Origin of the sequence: Collinsella sp. 4_8_47FAA, assembly GCF_000763055.1 — a bacterium.
Lineage (GTDB): Bacteria > Actinomycetota > Coriobacteriia > Coriobacteriales > Coriobacteriaceae > Collinsella.
This window is the reverse complement of sequence record NZ_KN214135.1, coordinates 150,993-173,932: the sequence shown is the minus strand read 5'-3', so window position 1 is coordinate 173,932 and position 22,940 is coordinate 150,993. Positions and strand designations below refer to the sequence as shown.

The 22,940-nt window shown below is 60.1% G+C and carries 16 protein-coding genes; 13 read left to right on the top strand and 3 right to left on the bottom strand.

The features are described 5' to 3' along the window. Positions 1-359: 359 nt before the first annotated feature. Together HMPREF9463_RS04075 and HMPREF9463_RS04070 are read right to left on the bottom strand one after the other, a co-directional pair. Positions 360-2,444 carry a protein kinase domain-containing protein gene (locus HMPREF9463_RS04075; protein WP_035137384.1) on the bottom strand — a complete coding sequence of 695 codons (2,085 nt, stop codon included), beginning with the start codon at positions 2,442-2,444 and terminating at the stop codon, positions 360-362. Positions 2,445-2,615: 171 nt separating this feature from the next. Further along, on the bottom strand, positions 2,616-3,578 hold the full coding sequence (locus HMPREF9463_RS04070; RefSeq protein ID WP_035137382.1) for an FHA domain-containing protein: 963 nt from the start codon (positions 3,576-3,578) through the stop codon (positions 2,616-2,618). A gap of 507 nt (positions 3,579-4,085) precedes the next feature. Here HMPREF9463_RS04070 and HMPREF9463_RS04065 point away from each other — a divergent pair. The 12 genes from HMPREF9463_RS04065 (at position 4,086) to HMPREF9463_RS10400 (ending at position 20,304) form a co-directional block, all read left to right on the top strand. After that, positions 4,086-6,335, top strand: a complete 2,250-nt coding sequence (locus HMPREF9463_RS04065) for a DEAD/DEAH box helicase (RefSeq protein WP_035137381.1) — start codon at positions 4,086-4,088, stop codon at positions 6,333-6,335. Positions 6,336-6,952: 617 nt separating this feature from the next. Continuing rightward, entirely contained in the window at positions 6,953-7,714 is a 762-nt protein-coding gene (locus HMPREF9463_RS04060; RefSeq protein ID WP_035137380.1) for a 4Fe-4S dicluster domain-containing protein, read from the top strand. 341 nt (positions 7,715-8,055) lie between these two features. Beyond that, positions 8,056-8,580: a PTS sugar transporter subunit IIA gene (locus HMPREF9463_RS04055; protein WP_052044069.1), complete on the top strand. Its 525-nt coding sequence runs from the start codon at positions 8,056-8,058 to the stop codon at positions 8,578-8,580. 18 nt (positions 8,581-8,598) lie between these two features. Continuing rightward, positions 8,599-9,453, top strand: a complete 855-nt coding sequence (locus HMPREF9463_RS04050; RefSeq protein ID WP_035137795.1) for a PRD domain-containing protein — start codon at positions 8,599-8,601, stop codon at positions 9,451-9,453. 99 nt (positions 9,454-9,552) lie between these two features. Further along, entirely contained in the window at positions 9,553-11,169 is a 1,617-nt protein-coding gene (locus HMPREF9463_RS04045; RefSeq protein ID WP_052044068.1) for a PTS transporter subunit EIIC, read from the top strand. A 3-nt stretch (positions 11,170-11,172) separates the two neighbouring features. Next, positions 11,173-12,555, top strand: coding sequence for a 6-phospho-alpha-glucosidase (locus HMPREF9463_RS04040; protein WP_035137379.1), 1,383 nt, complete (start codon positions 11,173-11,175; stop codon positions 12,553-12,555). Between the two features lie 256 nt (positions 12,556-12,811). Beyond that, complete coding sequence (locus tag HMPREF9463_RS04035) at positions 12,812-14,644, top strand: NAD(P)-binding protein (RefSeq protein WP_035137377.1); 1,833 nt, start codon at positions 12,812-12,814, stop codon at positions 14,642-14,644. 50 nt (positions 14,645-14,694) lie between these two features. Continuing rightward, entirely contained in the window at positions 14,695-16,449 is a 1,755-nt protein-coding gene (locus tag HMPREF9463_RS04030) for a [FeFe] hydrogenase, group A (RefSeq protein ID WP_035137793.1), read from the top strand. Positions 16,450-16,451: 2 nt separating this feature from the next. Then, a complete protein-coding gene (locus HMPREF9463_RS04025; RefSeq protein WP_035137373.1) occupies positions 16,452-17,507 on the top strand; it encodes an ABC transporter substrate-binding protein in 1,056 nt (351 codons plus the stop codon). 3 nt (positions 17,508-17,510) lie between these two features. Beyond that, positions 17,511-18,890, top strand: a complete 1,380-nt coding sequence (locus tag HMPREF9463_RS04020) for an ATP-binding cassette domain-containing protein (protein WP_148334163.1) — start codon at positions 17,511-17,513, stop codon at positions 18,888-18,890. 215 nt (positions 18,891-19,105) lie between these two features. Continuing rightward, positions 19,106-19,306: a type II toxin-antitoxin system RelB/DinJ family antitoxin gene (locus tag HMPREF9463_RS04015; protein WP_035137368.1), complete on the top strand. Its 201-nt coding sequence runs from the start codon at positions 19,106-19,108 to the stop codon at positions 19,304-19,306. 83 nt (positions 19,307-19,389) lie between these two features. After that, a complete protein-coding gene (locus HMPREF9463_RS10400) occupies positions 19,390-20,304 on the top strand; it encodes a CPBP family intramembrane glutamic endopeptidase (RefSeq protein WP_052044067.1) in 915 nt (304 codons plus the stop codon). 8 nt (positions 20,305-20,312) lie between these two features. On the opposite strand, the gene HMPREF9463_RS04005 is transcribed toward HMPREF9463_RS10400, so the two are convergent. Next, positions 20,313-21,305: a helix-turn-helix transcriptional regulator gene (locus HMPREF9463_RS04005; protein ID WP_035137364.1), complete on the bottom strand. Its 993-nt coding sequence runs from the start codon at positions 21,303-21,305 to the stop codon at positions 20,313-20,315. Between the two features lie 153 nt (positions 21,306-21,458). Between HMPREF9463_RS04005 and HMPREF9463_RS04000 the strand changes: the two genes are divergently transcribed. After that, complete coding sequence (locus HMPREF9463_RS04000) at positions 21,459-22,937, top strand: family 1 glycosylhydrolase (protein ID WP_035137362.1); 1,479 nt, start codon at positions 21,459-21,461, stop codon at positions 22,935-22,937. Positions 22,938-22,940 lie beyond the last annotated feature (3 nt).

Below are 22,940 nucleotides of genomic sequence, written 5' to 3'. Positions count from 1 at the left end.
ACCCATACCCCCTGGGGGTGTCCAGTGGAGATTGAAATGTATGACATTCTGGTATTGGTCGAGGTGATAGCCAGGTCGGCGGACCGTAGCCGGTCTAATGTCTCAATCTGTAACAACTAGACCCGTTTTTGTCGAGTAACTGTTACAGATCGAGACATTACATCGAGCCACAACTTAACGTCTCAACCTGTAACGCCTAAGGACCGTTTTTCCTGCTAGATGTTACAGATCGAGACAAACCGTCCGCGGTCAACTCAAATGTCTTGATTTGTAACATCTAGAGAGGTTTTTGACCCCTTACTGTTACAGATCGAGACAATTGCCGGGGAGGGGTCCCGTCACGGCAAGACGCCCGCCGCCTAGATACAGAACCCGGGGATCACACAGGTTAGCTTGCTTGGCTTTTCCGCAGGCGTTGCGTACGTAAAGACGTCGCCGTCGTGCCCCACGCGGTTCATATAGAGCGTGCCTTCGCTCTCCGATGTGTCGGGGCTCACCGTGCGCTCCCACCAACAGGTGTCCTTGCCCTTCCACTGGCGGACCATCGTCTCGTTCGTGGAATACGGGCTCACCTTGAGCTCGCGGAAGAGCTGATACTCCCTGCCCTCGCCGTTGTAGATGTCTGCCAGGTAGTGATAGCCCTCGGTAAACGAATCGGGCGGTTGCGTACCGCACAGCTCGACCATGGCGGGCAGCCAAAGGGTTGCGGGCAACTCGCTCAGGCACGATGCGCTGTTGGCGGCGCCCACATTGTTCGAGACCTTCTTGACCCCTTTAATGAGTGCGCGCAACTCGTTGGGCAGCAGCTTAAGGCCGTCGCCGTTGAGCCATTCCCGCAGCTCGCAATCTGCCCAGCCGGCGCTCGGCGGTTCAGCCGCAGCGTTGCGCTCGGCAATACCCGCGTCGAACATAAACGTTAGTCCGGCCTTGCCCGTCCCGTCCAGAAGCTCATCGTGGCGGATGCCCACAAGCTGCGCGCCAACCTGCAGCCCGTTGGTGAGCGTGACACGCTTGGTACACGGATAGGGGATATGCCCATCGGCATCGAGCAGATGATAGCGCCTGGCAATCTCGCGTGCCTCGCTACGGGTCTCGGTGGCCTTAATCTTGAGCGAAATCTCCTGCAGCTGATCCCAAGTGTAGTCGTCAAGTGAACTGCGGATGCCGTCCAGGTAGTCGGGGATGCCAAAGCCATGGGTTGCCGCCCCGATAACGCCTAGCCCCGCAACGGCTGCGACAACGCCACCGATAATAAAGCGGCGGCGGGTCATGGCATCGTGCCGGGCCTGCTCCAGGATCTCTCTCGCGCGCTCGCCGGCGACGTCGACCTTAAGGTGCGTACCGGAGTCGATGTCAATTGCGGTGTCACTGCCCGCGCCCTCGCGGCCCTCGGATTCGGCATCGGTGAGGTATGCCGAGAGCACCTCGAGCATCTGCTGTTCGGTGGGACGATCACGCTGCTCGACTGAGATGCCTTTCATGATGATTTGGACGAGCGCCTCGTCGTCACTGCATCGCGGCTCGAGCGGCGCCGGCTTGGTCTTGGTCTTTATGAGGTAGAACGAACCGGTTGCCGCGGCACCCGTCGACTCCACATCGAACGGTTTGCGACCGCTGTAGAGCTGGTACAGAATGCTCGAAAGCGCGTAGACATCGATTGCGGGCGAGCGGCGAAGGGCCGCGATGCCTTCGATATCCTGCGTGAGCATCTCGGGCGCGGCGTATGCGGGCGTGGCAAAGCGCCAGATGTCGGCGCGCCGGGTGATCGTGTCATCGCCGAGGGCCATGGTCGCGGAGCCCATGTCGATGAGGCAGGGGTCAAAGGAGCAATCGACGATCTGCTGCTCGAGCGTTCGACTGGTGGTACGGAACATGATATTGGCGGGCGACAGGTCGCGATGGACGACCGGATTTACGAGTCCCTGGGTCATCAGGAGTGCGCGAAGCACGGCGTTTCCAACGGCGGCCACCATCTGGGTGGTTAGCCCGCCCGAGGCATCGTGCGGAAGCAAGGGCAGCGCCTGCTTGAGCGAGGTGCCCTCGACCCACTCCATGAGGATGAGCGGGTCGTCCTCGCACGATCCATAGCCATAGACGCGCGGAAATCCGCGCAGGTGCGAGACAGTGCACAGATGACGGTACTCCTCGAACAGCGCGGCGGTATTGGCCAGGTGCGCAGCCGCTTGCTCGGCGGAGCGGTCGGGGGCTTGGCCGGAAAGGATGGCATTGTCCTTGAGTAGCTTGACGGCAAAGACCTCGCCGCTCGTGTTGGTCGCGCGCAGCACGTGCCCGATGTTGCCGTTGTTGCGGTGGGCCGTCTGGAGAATAAGCGTCATAAACCGACGCTTGGCGTCGTCCTCGGCGCTGGGGTCGACCGCCACGGCGGTATCGAACGTATCGAGACGGACGAGTTTGTCGCCATAGGCGCTATCGGTAGTATCCATGGCGTTCCTTTGTCTGGCATGGGTTGCCGCGCGTATACGTGAGCAGTGCGGATATCGGTAAAGCACCATGATAGCCGCACTGCCCACGTATACCGCTGAGTATTGTCGTTTACGACGCAGAAGGTAGAAGACGAAAGACGGACGGCGACCGTCTTCCGATCGCCGTCCGTGCTAGTCCACAATGACAAGGAATGTCGTGTAGAGACCCAGATGGAGCCTGTCGCTGTTGGCGATTTCCACGGGGGGATAGATCTTGCCGGGCTCGCGTTGGTCGCGCGGCGGCTCAATCACAATATCGCCGTCGCCTGCACCCGATTCGAGTACCGTGCCGTTGGTCGATCCAAGGCCCTGGGCGTACCAGTGCTCACCCTCAAGCCAAATGCGAAGATGCTCGCGCGATGCGTCGGCGCCTACATCGGTGATGCTGGGCGAGGTTTTGGGCAAAGAACCAATCACGGTGCCGCGCGGATCGCGTGTGAGGGGATGGATTTGCATGTCGGCGCAGTTGTCGGCATGGGTTCTGAGCAGACCGAGGTTGGGAGCGACGGTGTGCGGCTGCTCCAGGCTGCTCATAAAGCCGCGTCCGACGGTAGTTTCGGTGGTGCCAAAGTGCCCGCCTGTCTTGCTGTCGCAAAAGCGCTCGACGGTGGCCACGCCCTGAACGGGATCGGCGAGCGCCCCCGTTGCCACAAAGAGCATAAGGTAAAGCGTGCTTTTCTCACGCACGGCATTGCCGTCAAAGTTGTCGATGCGATTGAGGGCATTTGCATATAGGCGGCTGTCCAGCTTGTAGCTGGCGAGAGCCGACATCATTTCGTTGGCGGCCGGACCGCGATAGTGCTCGGCGATTGCCCGATAGGCGGACTCGCCGCCGCCGAGCTTGCTGCAGATTGCCGCGGAAAGGTTGAGCGTGGTGACGGTAAAGTCGCTGTAGATGGCGGGCGCGCACTGGTCAGGCTTGCGATGGACGATGTAACGGGTGAGATACGAGCGGTTGGAAGAGCATTTCTCGAGCAGGGTACTGCCGAGATAAGAGTTTCCATTGATGAGCATTCGGGCGATCTCGAGATGTTTAAGACCGCCGAACGAGCGAATATCGTTATAGAGGACCGAGCAAGGCGTCTCTGCTGCCACGGATACCTCCTTTGATTGCTTCCTAGCCAATATGGCGATAGGAATTAATGGCCCCCGGTGGGCGACGTATTAAATGGCTGCGCAATATATAGCGTAACCAAAGCAACATTATAGGCCACATGTTCGAAATTGCAGGAAGCCTGAGAGATTTGGTTTGGACTGGACGGAAATCCCCCTCTGTCTTGTTCTGTAACATTTGGACCCGGTTTTGCCCTGCATCTGTTACAGATTGAGACAATCGGCCAGGCCCACCCCGTCCGCCTCGTCATCTGTGGTTTACGTGGGGGCATGCGAAGCGCGGGTATACTAACCGGCGGCGAATCTGCTCCATCGCTTAGAGCTGCTGCGTCTGGACGGCGCGTGATAGGGCTGCCAAAGCGATCGCCAGCGTGCTGAGCAACGTCCTCTCTGTGCGCACCTGTTTTTGTATGTATTAGCGCACTACCAAGCACGCCCGCGCGGCCGCATGCCGTGCCCATTGCGCGTGCAGATAAGGAACAACAACATATGCGTAATTCTGTATCCGACGTCACGGACGCCGAGATTCTGGACGAGACCCGCGAGGCCATGACCCAGGCCGCCTTCGATGCCGCCGATGAGGCAAATGCCGCCCAGGCCGTCGAGTCCGCTACCGAGAGCCTGCCCGCCTTTAACGAGCTGGGGCTTTCGGACGAGATGCTTCGTGCCATCGAGAACCTGGGCTACACGGCGCCCACGCCCGTTCAGGCCGGCTCCATCCCCGTGGTACTCGAGGGTCGCGACCTGCTTGCCGCCGCTCAGACCGGCACCGGCAAGACGGCCGCCTTCTTGCTACCGACCATGAACAATCTGGAACACATCGCTCCGCCCAAACCCGTGCGCGAGCGCGGCGGCCGCAACCGTCGTCGCGGTGCTAAAAAGCCCGAGGGCAACGGCCGTGGCCCCGCGATGCTCGTCATCACCCCTACGCGCGAGCTTGCTCAGCAGATCGACGAGGTTGCGAGCAAGATCGCCGACGTCACCGGCCATGTCGCCGTGACCGTCGTGGGCGGCGTGAGCTACAAGCCGCAGACCGCTGCTCTCAAGTACGGCTGCGACATCCTGGTCGCCACGCCGGGCCGTCTGGTTGATCTGATCGAGCAGGGTGCCTGCCACCTGGACGAGGTTAAGGTCCTGGTGCTCGATGAGGCCGATCGCATGCTCGACATGGGCTTTTTGCCCGCCGTCCGCCGCATTGTGCGCGAGACGCCGGCTGAGCGCCAGACGCTGCTGTTCTCGGCGACCCTCGACGAGGAGGCTGTGGGCGAGATCACCGACCTGGTGAGTGACCCGGCCCGCGTGGAGATCGCACCGGCCACGTCGACCGCCGACACCGTCGACCAGTTTGTGTTCCCGGTGTCCATCGAGGCCAAGAACAACCTGCTGCCCGAGTTCCTCAAGAAGGAGGGCCCGGAGCGCACCATCGTCTTTATGCGCACCAAGCACCGCGCCGACAGCTGCTGCCGTCGTCTGGAGCGTAAGGGCATCAAGGCCGCCGCGATTCACGGCAACCGCAGCCAGGCCCAGCGCGAGCGCGCGCTTTCGGCCTTCCGCGACGGCACGGTCGACGTGTTAGTGGCAACCGATGTGCTTGCCCGCGGCATCGACATTAGCGACGTGCGCTACGTTGTGAACTTTGACGTGCCGGCCGAGCCGACCGACTACATCCACCGTATTGGCCGTACGGGCCGCGCCGGCGAGCTGGGCTGGGCTATCACGTTTGTGACTGAGCAGGACGTCGATGAGTTCTACGAGATCGAGAAGCTCATGGACAAGACCGCCGACATCTACGAGGCCGGCGACCTGCATGTGGGGCCCAATCCGCCCGCGGTCGACCCCGAGCGCGACCCTGCCGCCTTTAAGGTGAAGAAGAAGACCAAGCGCGGCAAGTCCAAGAGCAAGAAGAAGCTTGAGCGGGCACGTCGCGACGGCAAGCGCAATGGCGATGACTACGGCGATGTGGCCGGTCGTTCCAACCGCGGTCGCGACGAGCGTCGCGGCGACGGCGAGCGTCCGAGCCGTCCCAAGCGTGGCGGCAAGACCCGCGTGCGCGAGGGCGTTCAAGCTCGCGTGGACGAGGCCGTGGAGAGCGTAGCCCGCGAGGTGGCTGCCGAGGAGCGCGACGGTGCTGGTACCGTCGAGCAGGCCCCGCGCGGCAATCGTGCCGAGCGCCGTGCCAAGCAGTTCCAGGGCGAGGCGCATCGCCGTCGCCGCGAGGACGAGGATCGCGGCGGTCGTCGCCGTGTCGAGCGCGAGGACGAGGGTCGTGGCTCGCGTGGCGGCAAACGCGGCGCGGGCAACCGCCGCCGTTCCGGCCGCGATGACGAGCGCGGTGGCCGTGACGAGCGTCGCGGCGGCGAGGGTCGCGGTGAGCGAGGTGCTCGTGGCGGTGAGTCCCGTGGCGGCAAGCGCTTTGAAGAGCGCGTTAGCCGCGGCGGCGAGCGTCGCGAGGGCGCTCGCGGCAATGGCGGCCGCGGCGGCGCTGGTCGTTCGAATGAGTCGCGCGATCGTCGTGACCCGCGTGCCAGCCGCGATCGTCGCGATGACTGGCGCAACTACGACGATACCCGCGAGGAGCGTCGTGGCGGCTATCGTGGCGGGCGTGGCGGCAACCAGGCCGGCTCCCGTGGCGGCCGTGCCGGCGGTCGCGATAACCGTGGCAGCTATGGCAATAGTCGTGGTGGCAAGCGTGGCGGCAGCTCCCGTCGTCCCGGTGACGGCGGCGGCAAGCGCAAATAAGATGCGCATCGCGCGCTAGCGTGAGACAAGCTAAGGGCCCGAGCAAACAACGCTCGGGCCCTTTTGTTTGCCGTGTCCATCGCTAATTCAAACGTGATGTTCTCGGGAATGCATCTGGGGGATGCCGAGGACCTATTTTTCGCCATGCAGCAATGGGTCCTATGGGGTGCGCCGTGCATTTTTTGGAGTATTCTGCAGTTCGAGTTGTCTGCATATGATCCGACGTCGCCAACGGTGGCCTTCGGATATCCCTGGCGAGCGTTCTGAGTCAGATTTCGCCGTTTTCCGGAGCAGGGGCGCGTCATTCTCGCCATATCGGGACTTAGAATGATACGGCGCCCTACAGTTTTGCCCACCCGCGGCGGTGCTGGCGTGGTTACGTTGCAGAATACTCCGTTTTTTGCACGGGCTTGGATGGGGTACCTTAGGAGAACGCGGCGGTATCCCGTAAATATATACAATCTGTACCGTAATTTATACAAAACGAAGAAGCAGACAGCGTAGGGTGGGTGCATTGGGGTGCTTGGTGCATCAAAATGGGGACCCCACGTGCCGTATACTCTGGCTGGATGTGAAAGCGGCTTGACGCGTTGCCAGGCGTAGGGGAGGGTGCCTCGATGAGCGTATTCGAAATTGTGTTTAGTCCGACGGGTGGAACGCAGAAGGTGTCTGGCCTTGTGGCCGGGGCACTGGACAAGAATACCGTTACCGTCGATCTGACCGTTAGCGGGCTAGATTTCAGCGCTGTCTCGATGACCGAGGACGACGTGGCCGTAATCTCTGTGCCGGCGTATGCCGGTAGAATCCCGGCTGTGGTGGCTGACCGGTTGGGCATGGTGCGCGGCAACGGGGCTCGGGCTGTTTTGGTTTGCGTATACGGAAACCGCGCGTTTGAGGACACGCTCGTAGAGCTGGAGGACGTTGCGAAGCATGCGGGATTCCGGGTGATCGCGGCAGTTGCAGCCATTGCAGAACATTCCATTGCACGACAGTTTGCTGCCGGTCGTCCGGATGCGCAGGATACGGCGCAGCTCGCAGAGTTTGCGCAGCAAATTCAGCAAAAGCTGTTGGCTGAGGATACATCCGAGCCCTCTATTCCCGGCAATCGTCCTTATAAACAAGCCGGAGGTCACCGCATGGCACCCGAGGCAACAGGGGATTGTGTCTCCTGCGGTGCATGCGCCGCGGCGTGCCCCGTTTGTGCTATCGACAAGGGTGACCCCAAACGAGCAGCTGGCGAGGCGTGCATCTCCTGCATGCGCTGCATTGCCGTATGTCCGCGAGGCGCTCGTAAGCTTGATCCCAACAAGCTATCCGCTGTTTCTCAGATGCTGAGCAAGGTTTGCGTCGTGCGGAAGGAATGCGAGCTCTTTATCTAGCGCATACGAAATTGGTGCATTGGGGCCAGGTTAATCTGCACCGACCTGGTGCAAACAAACCTGTCCCCAATGCACCAGAGTGAGGAGTGTCCCTGGGTGCCGGCAGAAAAGGAACGTTCCTAAGTGCCGCCTAAATACCGTTTATCGGAGAAATAATACCGTTCACCGGTCATAATGATTGTTCCGGCTTTGGGCTTGTCTACAATACCCCCGTAAAAGAAATGCGGAAGGTTACCGAGTCCCTCGGACGTGGGCCTAACCAAAGTCTTTGATCGCGAGCGTCTCAATGGGCGCATTCGATTGATTTTGGTTGGGCTATATTTATGAAGGGACATGTCACCATGGGTTTCTTTTCTCGCCTTATGCTCGCCTTATGGGTGGCTCGGATAAAGCAGACGACTGCGGCTTCCGAGTTCGAAATCCTCGCTCCCGTTTCCGGCGAGCTTGTTCATCTAGAAAATACCAATGATCCCGCTTTTAGCAGCCGTGCAGTGGGCGACGGCGTTGCCGTGGTTCCCAATGAGGGAACGGTGTACGCTCCTGTTTCCGGCACCGTCGCCGCGCTGTTTCCGACTGAGCACGCGTTGGGCATCATGTCCGACGACAGCTCTGCTCAGGTGATGCTGCATATCGGAATCGACACTGTTAAACTTGAGGGCAAGGGCTTCCATGCGCTTGTTGCCCAGGGTGACCATGTCGACGCGGGCCAGCCCCTCGTCGAGGTCGATTTCGACGTGGTTCGCGCTGCCGGCTTTGATCCCACGGTCTTCGTTATCGTGTGCGAGCGTTCGGAGAACTCGACTCTTCGTGAGCATGCTTCCGGCCCTGTTGCTGTTAAAGAGCCTGTCGTCTGGCTTTCCGAGTAAATTCTTGTGGTGGGTACCGTGGTTATCAAGCGAGTTTTTAACAACAACGTCGCAATGGTCACTTCGGACGATGGCTCCGAGCTCATCGTCATCGGTCGAGGCCTCTGCTTTGGCCGTCATGCCGGCGATGCCATCGACGAGGCGTCGATCGAAAAGACCTACGCGTTGCAGGAGGGAACTTCTCAAGACTCGCGTACGATTGACCGCTTGGCACATCTTTTGGAGTCCATCTCCACCGTCAACCTCGTGATTTCCGAGGACATCGTTCAGATGCTCCGTCGAGAGCTCAATGTTGATATCAACGACAAGATTCTCATTGCTCTCGCAGACCATATCAGCCTTGCTTTGGAGCGCGAGCGCAAGGGCGTCTCCTGTGAGAATCCGTTGCTGCTCGAGATCCAGCAGTTCTATCGCAAGGAGTATGCACTTGCGGGCCGTGCGCTGCAGATTATCAAGGAGTATATGGGCATCCAGATGAGCGAAGAAGAGCAGGGTTTCATTACGCTGCATATCGTCAACGCCACCATGCCGCAACGCTCCGATCGTCTGATCGTTTCGGTCCAGCTTGTTCGCGACGTGCTCGCGATTGTTTCCGAGCGCTATGCTACGACCCTCGATGACACCTCGCTGCCCTATGAGCGTTTCGTTCGTCACCTGCAGTTTTTCGCACAGCGAGCGCTCGATCCTACGGCCGGGCAAATCAACGGAGATGCGCTGTTCCGAATCGATGAAACGGCGTATCCGTGTGCATTCTCGTGCGCGGACGCCATAGCCGCCCACTTGTCGTCTACCTATAACGTTGTCGTTACCGATGCCGAGAAGAGTTATCTCGCATATCACATTGTTAACCTGCTTGGAGAACCTGGTCTCTAGGCATAACGTGCCCACACATCGATTGATATAAGGCAAGGCTCACGGTCTTGTCTAGGGCACATTTGTCTTAATTTGCGGAAAAGGAAGGGGAGTACCGCTATGACCGCAAAAAAGAAGTTCAATTTCAAAGCGCCGTTGGAGGTGTTCGCGAAGTCGATCGTTCAGCCGATGATGTATCTCTCGGTTGCCGGCATTCTGCTCATCGTGGGCATCATTCTGACCAACAAGACCATCTGCGCCATGGTCCCTGTGCTGGGCTTCGGTCCGTTCCAGCTCGTGGGCGCCGTTGTCTATCAGTCGCTGATGTTTATCATCAACAACCTCTCGATTCTGTTCTGCGTGGGCATCGCCGGCGCCATGGCAAAGAAGAACAAGGGTCATGCTTCGCTGATCGCCCTGATGTCGTTCTTCCTGTTCCTGCAGGCTAACAACATCGTGCTCAACGCCACCGGCTCTCTTGCCGATGCGAGCGGCATGCTCGGCCTTACCGGAACCGGCCAGGCCACCGTTATGGGCATCCAGGTGCTCGATACCGGCGTGTTTGGCGGCATCATTCTTGGTTGCATCACCGGTGCCGTGTTCAACAAGTACTCGAACAAGCAGTTCCCCATTGCCCTTTCGATGTTCTCGGGCGTTCGCTTCCCGTTCCTGATCATGATCATCATTTCCTGGATCATGGGCGCTGGCTTCTGCATCATTTGGCCTCCGGTTCAGGGTGCCATCTCCTCCGTTGCCGGCATCATTAAGGAGTCGGGCAACATCGGTCTGTTTATCTACGGCATGCTCAACAAGCTGCTCGTTCCCACCGGTCTGCACCACCTCATTTACACCCCGTTCCAGTTCTCCGATGTGGGTGGCACCCTGACGCTGGGCGATCAGGTTATCGCCGGTGCCTACCCCATCCGTGTTGCCGAGATGGCAATGACGGGCCAGCCCTTCTCCGATAGCACCTACTTCAACAGCTATACCTTCAACAACCTGTGGCCCTACATCGGTATCGGTCTCGCCTTTATCGTCACCGCTTACAAGGGGAACAAGGATAAGACCAAGGCCGTTATCATCCCGCTGATCATCACCGCCGTGCTCTCCTGCGTGACCGAGCCCATGGACTTCCTCTTTGTCTTTGCCGCCCCCGTGCTCTTTGTCGTTCACTCGGTTCTTTCCGGCATCTTCCTGGTCCTGCTCAAGGTCCTCTCCGTGCCCGCTTCGACTGCAGGCGGCATCATCAACATCGTGGTTTCCAACCTGGTCCTCGGTGTCGATAAGACCAACTGGCCGGTTATGCTGGTGCTTGGAGTCGTCAACGCCGCTCTGTACTTCTTCCTCTTCACCTTCCTCATCAAGAAGCTCAACCTTCACACGCCTGGTCGCGAGGAGGAGTCCGAGCTCGCCGAGTCCGTTGCCGAGGGCGAGGCCGCCGCGTCTGTCGCGGTGAAGCAGGGCGCTGTTGCCGCGGCTCCCGCAGAGGGCGTCGACGCAGGTATTGCCGACCTGGTCGCAGGTCTTGGCGGCAAGGACAACATCGAGGAGCTCGAGAACTGCTTTACGCGTCTTCGCGTGAACGTTAAGAACCCGGACCTCATCGATGAGAACCTCATCAACCACGTGCCCAACAGCGGCATCAACCGCAACGGTAACAATATCCAGATCATCTTTGGCATGAAGGTCGCCGAGATGCGCGACAAAGTCGAGAACGCAATTGAGAAGGAGCAGTAAACAATGATCATTACTCTGTGTGGTGGCGGATCCACCTTTACCCCCGGCATCGTCAAGTCCATCGCCCTGCGCAAGGACGAGCTCGACGTTGACGAGATTCGTCTGTACGACATCAACGAGGAGCGCCAGCGCAAGATCGGCGTGCTCGTGGACTGGATTTTGCACGAGGACCTTGGCCTGGACATCAAGCTCACGGTGACTACCGACAAAAAGACGGCTTTCACCGACGCGAGCTTCGTGTTTGCCCAGATGCGCGTGGGCGGCTACGCCATGCGCGAACAGGACGAGAAGATTCCGCTGCGTCACGGCTGCGTGGGTCAGGAGACTTGCGGTTGCGGCGGCCTTGCCTACGGCATGCGCACCATCTTCCCCATGGTCGAGCTGATCGATGACGTTGAGAAGTACGCCAAGAAGGACTACTGGATTCTCAACTACTCCAACCCTGCCGCCATCGTCTCCGAGGGCTGCCGTGTGCTGCGTCCCAACGCTCGCATCATCAACATCTGCGACATGCCGATCGCGATCATCGACGTGGTTTGCGCCGCGCTCGATATCGACAAGAAGGATGTTGAGTACGATTACTTTGGCCTCAACCACTTTGGTTGGTTCACCTCGATCCGCCACAAGGGCGAGGAGGTGCTCCCGCAGCTGCGCGAGTACATCAAGGAGCATGAGATTCTGCTGCCCGATTCTTACCTCAAGGGCATGGGCTCGCTCATGGCAAAGAAGCCCGAGGAGGCCACCGACGAGCACCCCGAGCAGAACCGCCACACTAAGGGCAGCTGGTACTACGTCTGGAAGGGCGAGTACGAGATCCTGGAGTGCTTCCCGGAGTACCTGCCCAACACGTATCTGAACTACTACCTGCAGCAGAAGGAGTTCGTCGAGCATTCCAACCCCGAGCGCACCCGTGCTAACGAGGTTGAGGAGACGCGCGAGAAGAACCTCTTCGACGGCATCGACCACTACGAGAAGACGGGCGAGATCGACGAGAGCACGTTCTATGCGGGCAGCCACGGCGACTGGATTGCCGACCTGGCTATCGCTCTGAAGAACGACACCAAGCAGCGCTTCCTGGTCATTTGCGAGAACAAGGGCGCTATTCCCAACATGCCCTACGACGCTATGGTCGAGCTGCCTGCCTACATTGGCAAGAACGGCCCCGAGGTCATCAGCCGCGACAACATTCCGCTGTTCCAGCAGGGCCTCATGATGCAGCAGCTGAACTCCGAGAAGCTCGTGGTCGAGGCTACGATCGAGGGTTCGTACGAGAAGGCGCTCAAGGCCTTTACGCTGAACAAGACCGTGCCGTCGATGAAGGTCGCCAAGGAGGTTCTCGACGACATGATCGAGGCTAACAAGGGTTACTGGCCCGAGCTTAAGTAAAAGCAACAGGGTCGCTGACCGCATACCTAGAGCAATGCCCCGTCCACGTGATTGCGTGGGCGGGGCATTGTCGTTTGGTAACGCGTTTTACCAAATATGGCATTTATCTGCGGTAATGTTCTATTTCACCGCTGAGGGTGACATTTCATGCCGCCTGCCGAACTGCGTGGAGACCTAACAACTTTTTAGGTCAGTGTTGTGCGTGTAGCAATTTCGCCCGGCCTCGCCTCCGGGCTGCCATGTGAGAGGGGATCTTATGGCTCGACTGCACGTAATGGAACGCAGCCACGCTCAGGCCGTCATGGACGACCTGCACGATGCGCTCGGACGTCGTCTGGCGGTGAGTTCGCTCGCCCCGTGTCCCGTTGAGTTTACGGCAGCGCTCGTCAACCTGTGCTCCACCCAGAGCTGCGGCAAGTGCACGCCCTGCCGCGTGGGCCTGAGCGCGCTGAGCGATCTGCTCGCCGATGTGCTCGAGGGCCGCGCCGACGAGTCCACGCTCAATCTGATCGAGCGCACCGCCCGCACCATCTATCTTTCGAGCGATTGCGCCATCGGTTACGAGGCCGGCGCCATGGCGCTTACGGCTATCCGCGGTTTCCGTGACGATTTTGAGCACCACATCCGCGAGCACTCCTGTGGCTTTGACCGCGAGGCCCGCGTCCCGTGCGTCTCGGGCTGTCCGGCGCATGTCGACATTCCCGGTTACATTTCGCTCGTCGAGGCCGGCCGCTATGCCGATGCCGTCAAGGTCATCCGCAAGAATAACCCGCTGCCGCTCGTTTGCGGCCTGGTGTGCGAGCATCCCTGCGAGATGCATTGCCGCCGTGGCATGGTCGACGACCCCATGAACATCCTCGCCCTCAAGCGTTTTGCCGTTGAGCACAGTGACCTCAACGACCACAAGCCGCATGTAGTGGACAACACCGGTAAGCGCGTCTCCGTGATCGGCGGCGGCCCGGCTGGCCTTTCCTGTGCCTACTACCTGGCCGTGATGGGCCACAAGGTGACCATTTTTGAGCAGCGCCACCACTTGGGCGGCATGCTGCGCTACGGCATCCCCAGCTATCGTCTGCCGCGCGAGCGCCTGCAGGCCGAGATCGACTGGATCTTGAGCGCCGGCATCGACGTTGAGCTCGATCACTCCGTGAACGGCGAGGAGCTCGCTCGCCTGCGCGACGAGTTCGATGCCGTCTACCTGGCCATCGGTGCCCATAGCGACAAGAAGCTCGGCCTTCCGGGTGAAGAGGCGCCCGGCGTGGAGTCGGCCGTCAAGATGCTGCGCGCCATCGGAGACGACGAGCTGCCCGACCTGAGCGGCCAGCGCGTGTGCGTCATCGGCGGCGGCAACGTGGCCATGGACGTGGCGCGCTCTGCCGTGCGCTGCGGTGCCGAAAAGGTGAGCATCGTCTACCGCCGTCGCATCTGCGATATGACGGCCCAGGACGCCGAGATTGCCGGTGCCCAGGCCGAGGGTTGCGAGGTTCTGGAGCTCACGGCGCCGCTCGCCATCGAGACGGGCGAAGATGGTCGCGTGAGCGGCCTGCGCGTGCAACCGCAGATTATCGGCGAGCCCCGCCGCGGTCGTCCGGCTCCGCGTGCCGCCGCTACGCCCGAGCGCGTCATCCCCTGCGAGCGCGTGTTTGTCGCCATTGGCCAGGACATCGATTCCAAGCCGTTTGAGGACATGGGCATCGCCTGCAAGTGGGGTTGCGTGGTTACCGACTCGGACGGTGCCGTGCCCAACTTCGATGGCCTCTTTAGCGGCGGCGACTGCCAGACCGGCCCCGCCACCGTCATCCGTGCCATCAACGCCGGTCGCGTGGCTTCGGCAAATATCGACCGCTACCTGGGCTTCGACCACAAGATTAAGCTCGAGGTTGAGCTGCCGACCGTTCAGTTTAAGGGCAAGCACGAGTGCGGCCGCTGCGAGCTGGGCGAGCGCGAGGCCGGCGAGCGCATTCACGATTGGAATCTGGTCGAACAGGGCCTTACCGAGGAGGAGGCACGCCAAGAGGCGAGCCGCTGCCTGCGCTGCGACCACTTTGGCTTTGGTGCGTTCCGCGGAGGGAGGAACCTGGAATGGTAGAGCTCAACAAAATCACCGTCGGCGATAACAGCGAAAACGGAGCGCACAACATGGTCAGGCTCATTATCGATAACTGCGAAGTCGTGGTACCCGAGCACACCACGATCCTGGACGCGGCCAAGTCCGTCGGCATCCAGATTCCCACCCTGTGCTACCTGCGCGATCTAAACGAGATCGGCGGCTGCCGCGTGTGCGTGGTCGAGGTTGAGGGCTGCGACCAGCTGGTTGCCGCCTGCAACAACTACGTGCTCGATGGCATGGTGGTCCACACCAACAGCCCCAAGGCCCGCGAGGCGCGCCGCACCAACGTGCAGCTGCTGCTTTCGCAGCACGATTCACGCTGCACGAGCTGTGTGCGCAGCGGTAACTGCAACCTGCAGACCATTGCCAACGACCTGGGCATTTTCTATCTGCCGTTTCAAAGGCATTTGGCGGGCGAGGGCTGGGATTTCGATTTCCCCATCATCCGCGAAAACGACAAGTGCATTAAATGCATGCGCTGCATCAAGGTGTGCGAGAGCGTACAGGGCCTAGGGATTTGGGACCTGACCAACCGCGCCACGCATACCGCCGTGGGCACCCGCGGGCGCGTGCCGATCGGCAAGACCGATTGCGTCGCGTGCGGCCAGTGCATCACGCATTGCCCGACGGGCGCGCTGCGCGAGCGCGACGACACCGAGACCGTGTTTGACGCGCTCGCTAATCCCGACAAGATCGTGCTGGTGCAGATCGCGCCTGCCGTTCGCAGCGCCTGGGGCGAGGAACTCGGCATTCCGCGCGAGGAGGCAACCGTCGAGCGTCTGGCTTGCGCGCTGCGCCGCGTGGGCTTTGAGTACGTGTTCGATACCGATTTCTCGGCCGACCTCACCATTATGGAGGAGGGCTCCGAGCTGCTCGAGCGCCTGAGCGCCGCCGCTAAGGGTGAGGGCGACAGCCGCGGCTGGCCCATGTTTACGAGCTGCTGCCCGGGCTGGGTGCGCTTTGTGAAGGCACGTTACCCCGAGTTTGTCGACAGCCTGTCCACGTCCAAGTCGCCGCAGCAGATGTTCGGCGCTATTGCCAAGACCTACTACGCCAAGGCGCTGAGCGTGGAGCCAGAGCGCCTGTTCGCGGTGTCCGTGATGCCGTGCACGGCCAAGAAGGCCGAGTGCGCGCTGCCGAGCATGGTGGGCGAGGGCGGCGCGCCCGACGTAGATGTTGCGCTGACGGTGCGCGAGATGGTGCGCATGATCCGCGCGAGCCACGTGGGCGTGGACACGCTGGTCGAGGAGCCGCTCGACACGCCGCTGGGCTTTGGCACGGGCGCGGGTGTGATCTTTGGCGCCACGGGCGGTGTGATGGAGGCTGCTGTGCGCTCGGCTTACTACCTGGTGACGGGCAAGAACCCCGATGCGGATTTCTTTACCGACGTGCGTGGACTCGACGGCTGGAAGGAAGCCGTCGCCGATATCGATGGCACTAAGGTGCGTGTTGCCGTGGCGCACGGGCTGGGCAACGCTGCCCGCCTGCTCGACGCGATTCGCGACGGCCGTGTGAGCTATGACTTCGTTGAGGTTATGGCATGCCCGGGCGGCTGCGTCGGTGGCGGCGGTCAGCCCATCCACGACGGCTGCGAGCTGGCGGCCGAGCGCGGCCAGGTGCTCTGGGGCCTCGATGCGAACGCCGAGATTCGCTTCTCGCATGAGAATCCCGATGTCCAGGCGTGCTATAGCGAGTTCTTGGGTGCGCCGCTCTCGCCGCTGGCCGAGGAATTGCTGCATACCGATCATCACGCATGGACGATGCCTAACGAGGGGACGTGCTAGCGATGCGCGCGTTTGATTTTGAGATGTCGCGCCGGGGGTTTGCCTCGGCGCTCGCCATGGGCACCCTGTCGCTTGCGCTCGCGGGCTGTGGCGGCGGGGCTGCCGGTGTCGGGTCCGCCGCGGGCTCGGCTGCCACGGACGGCGCCGGTGCTGCCGCAGAGCCGGTCGAGGTACACGTCGCCTCGCTCAAGGGGCCGACGTCGATTGGCCTGGTGCAGTTTATGGACCAGGCGGCCGACGGTGCCACGGACAATGAGTTCGACTTTGCGATCAACACTGCCGCCGACGAGATTGTGCCCAAGGTCATTCAGGGCGATATCGATATCGCCCTGGTGCCCGCCAACGTGGCGAGCGTGCTCTACAACAAGACTGAGGGTGCGGTGCAGGTCATCGACATCAACACGCTGGGCGTGCTGAACGTTGTGACGGGCGACGCGAGTGTGGCCTCGTTTGGCGATCTGGCGGGCCATACTGTCTATATGACGGGCAAGGGCACCACGCCGGAGTACGTCATGAACTACCTGTTGGAGCGCGCGGGCTTGGCCGGTCAGGTGGCGCTCGAGTTTAAGAGCGAGCCTACCGAGGTGCTCTCGGCTCTGCTTGCCGACCCGACTGCCGTGGGCGTGCTACCCGAGCCGTTCAAGACGGCGGCCATCGCCAAGAGCGAGGGCAAGCTGTCGGCACCGGTGAGCCTGACTGATGTGTGGGACGAACTGGCGGGTGACACGGGCTCCCGTTTGCTGACGGGCGTGACCGTGGTGCGTCGTGCCTTTGCCGAGGAGCATCCCGAGGCCGTGACGGAATTCTTGAGCTGCCATGCGGCGAGCGTGAAGGCCGTGAACGCGGCGCCGGCGGACTGGGCGCAGGCCGTGGTCGATGCAGGCATCGTGGATAACGCCACGATTGCCGAAAAGGCGATTCCCGGGTGCATGCTCGTGCGCCAGACGGGGAAGGATATGAAGGCGGCGCTCGGTGGGTACCTGCAGGTGCTGGCCGATGCGGACGCGAGCGCCGTGGGTGGCAAGCTCCCGGCTGACGATTTCTACTACATGGAGTAGCCCGTGCGTGCGTTTGCTCGACAAATGACGGAGCGTATGAAGGCGGTGGCGGCAGCAGGTGCCGTCGCCGCCTTTTGGCTTGCCGCGTGGATGCTGGTGGCGGCGCTGGTGGCGCAGCCGTTGATCTTGCCTGGGCCGGGTGTTGTTGCCCTGGCGCTGCTGCGCCTGGTGCGCGATGGCGGTACCTGGGCGATTTTGGCGGGCTCGGGCGCGCGAATACTGGGCGGGCTGGCGCTTGCCGCGGCGTGTGGTGGCGTGCTTGCCGGGATTTCGTCACGTTCGCGGGCGTTTGCGCACCTGGTGGCTCCGGCACTGTCGTTTGTAAAGGCGACGCCGGTCGCCTGCGTGGTGGTCCTGCTGCTCATTTGGCTGGGGTCGGCGCGCGTGAGCATCGCGGCGGTCTTTTTGATGGCGCTGCCGGGCGTGTATTTTTCGCTGGCCGAGGGCTTGGCACAAGTGGATAAACCGCTGGAGCAGATGTTCCGTCTGCATGGCGTGCGCGGCTGGCGCCTGTTTTGCGTCCATACCTGGCGCGAGGTGCTGCCGTTTGTGCTTTCGTGCGCCCGCGCCGTGATCGGCATGAGCTGGAAGGCCGGCGTGGCAGCCGAGCTGATCGGCATGGCGGTGGGCACCGTGGGTGAGCGCATCTATCAGGCAAAGCTTTTGATTGAGACGGCTGATCTGCTGGCGTGGACCGTGCTAGTCGTTGCCGCCTCGTGGGCATGCGAGCGCGTGCTGGTGTGGTTGCTGCGGGCTTCGGGGCCCGTGGGATGGCGTGCTGCCGTGCGGGCGCATGGGTGTGGCGCTCGCGGGCGTTCGGGCGACTCTGCTGGCGCCGGCGCTGCGGCGGAGCTTGCGCTTGCTGTGGGCGATCGTGCGCCCTGGGCGGCGGCGCTCGACGGGCTGGTGCTTCGCGTGCCCGCCGGTGGGCGCACCTGCGTGATGGGCGCCTCGGGTGTGGGCAAGTCGACGTTGCTTGCGCTGGCGGCGGGGGAGTGCGTGCCGTGCTCCATGGTGTTTCAGGATGTGCGCCTGGTAGAGGGCGCCTCGGCTTTGGATAACGTGCTGGTGTGCGCCGACGCGCGCGTGGACGCCTCGAGCGCCGCAGCCCTGCTGCGCCTGCTGGTGCCGGGGGTCGATGTACATGCTCGTGTGGCCGAGCTCTCGGGCGGGCAGCGCCGCCGCGTCGAGATCGCCCGAGCCCTGCTGTGTCCGGGCGACGCGGTGATTCTGGACGAGCCTTTTACCGGCTTAGATACCGCTGCGCGCGACGCATGCGCCGAGGTCGTGCTCGACTTGCTCGACGGCCGCATGCTGTTGCTTGCCACACACGATGCCGCTGACGCTCGGGCCCTCAATATCTCGGACATCATTACGCTCTAAATACTTACTCAGCAACAAAATGATCCGTTTTTCTCCGTTCCCATGGGGTCGGGTATGGTATTCTATCTGCGGGGTAATACTTAGGAATACCAAGTAATACCAACGCCGTAGAAACAAACTCCAGATGCGGGCCAATCGGGTTGCCTTCACAGCCCGTCGCCCAGCCGCGTGGCCCGCATCTATCCGCACCACCGTCGTTTCAAAAAGGAAGCGCCATGGCAGAACACATGACCCCGGTTGTCGCGAAGGTCTTGCCCGAGGAAAAGGCGGCCTTCGCGGCGGCAACCCAGCTCGTAGGCACCACGCCGTCCAACGCTATCCGCATGTTTATCGCCGCGTTCAATCGCTGCGGCACCTTTCCGTTCGACATTTCGCCCAGCGGGGCCTTTGGCACTGCGCCCGATTCTCATCAATAAGTGATCCGTTTTCCTCCGTCCCCATGGGATCAGCTCTCTGCCGAGTTGTGGTAGAACTAGGGAACGGTTTTGAGGAGGTTGGCATGCTCAATGCGATGATTTGGGCGCTTGCCTGTTTTGGCGTCGTCGCTGCCGATATTGCCCTGAGCGTCGTTTTGTTCTCCGCCCTTGGCGTCGCATCGGTGTTCATGGGTTTTTCGATCGATGACCTCGATATTCAATTGCTTCAAGCCGCCGCGCAGACGGCGTCGTTTTTGATGGCACTGCTGTGGTGGCGTTATCTGTGGCCGCGTTCGTTTATGGCACGCTGGCAAAGCGAGCGTCCGCTCGGCGGGGGAGCGCGTGGGGCGTGGAAACGCATCGCCTGCGTTATCGTGATTGGCCTGGCCCTGCAGGTAGTCGTTGGCTACGTGGCCGACGCCGTGCTGTCGCTGTTGCCCGATGCCGCGGCCGATTACAGCGAACTTGTCGAGGAGACGGGCATGGGCGACACGAGCTATCTGGCCGTCCTGACCACGGTACTCGGCGCTCCGTTTTGCGAGGAACTGCTGGTGCGCGGTATCATTTTTGAGTTTTCGCTCCGAGCGTTTAATCCGCAGTGCCGCCCACTTTGGAAGCGCCGGCGTCGTGCGAGCGCGCAGGACGGCGCCATGGTGCCCTGGGCGGCCCCAAGTACGTGGGGTATCGCCGCGGCGATTGTGCTGCAGGCGGCAATCTTCGGTTTTATGCACATGAATTGGGTGCAAGGTTGCTACGCGGGCGCCGCCGGTCTGGTCTTTGGCTGGGTGCTCGTGACCACCGGAAAGCTCCGCTACACGATCCTGCTGCACTTTGCCTTTAATGCCGGGTCGTATCTCATGACGTTGCTCTGGTTTGTGAACACGCCGCTCGACGTGGTGGTCACGGTTGCCATCGCCGGCTTTGTGCTGGTAGAGGCGATGCGCTCGCTGCTCCGGTCGTGCATTCCTGCGCCACGCGAAGCTGATCGGTCTGAGTAATAACGCCTTTAATTAGACCGATGCGTCTTGAACGCACCTGGCGTTTCGCCGAATGCTTCTTTGAATTTTGAGTAAAAGAATGACATGTTGGAGATGCCGACTTTTCGGGCTACATACTGCACGCTGCGCTCGGTGTTATTGAGAAGATATGCCGCCTCTGTGAGCTGCTGGTTGAGCTTGATTTGCGAAAACGTTTTGCCGGTTTTTTGCTTGATCAAGCTGCTGAGATAGCTGGTGCTATAACCCGTATCGCTCGCAATGCTTTCGAGTGTGCAGTCGCCGTAGCTTCGCTCAATATGATTCAGAATCGACACGATGCGTTCGTCCGACATGATCGCCTGGTTATCAGTTGCGGAGCGTCGGTACAGTCCTCGAATGAGAACAAGGAATAGGCTGACGGCGAGGTGCCTCATGAGTTCATTGGAATAGGCATCTTTAAAGTGATATTCGATAAAGAGCATCTCGATGAGGCGTCGCGCATGTCGGGCGTATTCCTCTGGAAGAATGAGATATTTTCGGGCCTCGCGGTTTTTGGACACAAAATCAAATAGAAGATTCGTTAATGGTGACGCGCCGGGTAGCTGGCTCAGGAACAACGAATCGAACATTTCTTTTTTGAAGACGATCGAAATGACGATATCATGTTCGCCCTTAACGTATGGAACGCTTCTGACTACGCCGGTGTTGCAAATGAGCACGTCGCCCTTTTTAAGGGGTAGTCGCCGTCCGTTGACGATAAACGTGCAGACGCCGTCGTACACGTAGTTAAGCTCCATATCTCGATTGATATGAGGAGGAATATCGGTAAAGCGCGACTCCTTGATAAGGCCCACGGGGTTTTCGTCGAGAGTTTCTTTCCAATCAAACAGATAGACCTCTTCGCCGTTAATGGTTGTGGTTTCCACCCTGTTATATCGCGGGCTGAGCTCTCCCGGATGTGTGCGATGCCACTCTTCGGTCTCGGTATGCGTATAGAGCAGCTGTTTGAGATTCGAATCCATGGGGTGCTCCAGGGGTGAACGGTAGAATCGATGCCTTAAACGGTATTATATCTAAAAAAATGTTATAAACCCACGCTTTCTATGCGATATCTTATGCATCTTGTTCTTCCTAGTATTGGGTTATCCGCTGGAGCATCCGATCAAGGAGGGCAAATGAGTAAGTTAAAACATGGGTTTGACTCCGACTTTTTATGGGGCGGAGCCATATCGTGCTCGCAGGCCGATGGCGCCTGGAATGAGGGCGGAAAGGGAAAGTCGACGCAGGATTGTCGATGGCTGGATGGTACCTGGACTCATGACCAGATTGAGGACAAGCATCAAAACAACCCCTTCTGCCATGACGAACTAATGAACGCTCTCGCAGATGATGGTGTTGAGTTCTACCCGTTTAGGCGCGGTAACGACTTCTATCATCACTACCGTGAGGACATCGCGCTTTTTGCGGAGATGGGCCTCAAGCTGTTCCGCACTTCTATTTGCTGGAGCCGAATCTATCCTAACGGAGATGATCTTGAACCTAACCGCGAAGGCATCGAGTGGTATCGAAGCATGCTGGGTGAGTGCAAAAAGCACGGCATTAAAACCTTCGTCACCATGCTCCACTATGACATCCCGGTAAATCTTGTCACCACATATGGGGGATGGAAGAATCGCAAGACGATTGATTTCTTTGCCCGCTATGTCGAGACAATCGTTACGGAATTGGGCGATCTGGTCGATTTCTGGCTGCCTTTTAACGAGTTCAATGCAGCACGTTTTTCGCCTTGGGACGGGGTCTGTCTGGTCAAAGACGAAGAGGGGGAGAACTTCGATCGAGCCATCTTCCAGTGCCTGCACCACGAGTTCGTTGCCAATGCGCGTGCCGTCGAGATTGTCCATCGTCTTTCGCCCGATACTCCCGTTGGCGGCATGATCGCTCGATTCTGTACGTATCCCGCCACCTGCCGTCCCGAAGATAACATGCAGGCTATTCACGACGACCAGTATTCCAACTGGTTCTATACGGACGTGATGGCTCGTGGAAAATACCCCGCTTATATGAATCGCTATTTCGATGCGTGCGATATCGAGATTCAAATGGAACCGGGCGATGAAGAGCTCATCGCTCGCAACACGGTCGACTTCCTGGCCTTCTCGTACTACTTTTCCCAGGTATCCACCTGCGATCAGGGATGGGAGAAGACTGCGGGTAATCTGGTCATGGCAAACAAGAACCCTTATCTCGAGACGAGTGAGTGGGGCTGGCAGCTCGATCCCATTGGTCTGAGGGTTACCCTTAACCAGATGTATGACCGCTATGGGCTGCCCCTGTATATCGCCGAGAACGGCCTCGGTACATCTGATGTAGTCGAGGAGGATGGCAGCATCCACGACGAGTATCGAATCGATTATTTGCGCCAGCACATAAAGTGCCTTAAGGAAGCAGTGATCGATGGCGTTGACGTGCGCGGATACATGATCTGGGGATTCATTGACCTTGTTGCCTGCGGTCCTCTTACGATGGACAAGCGCTACGGGCTTATCTATGTCGATCTGGATAATTGCGGCAACGGCACTGCGGAGCGCTCGCGTAAAGACTCTTTCTATTGGTATCAGAAATGTATCGCCACTAATGGCGAGGATCTTGGGTAGGAG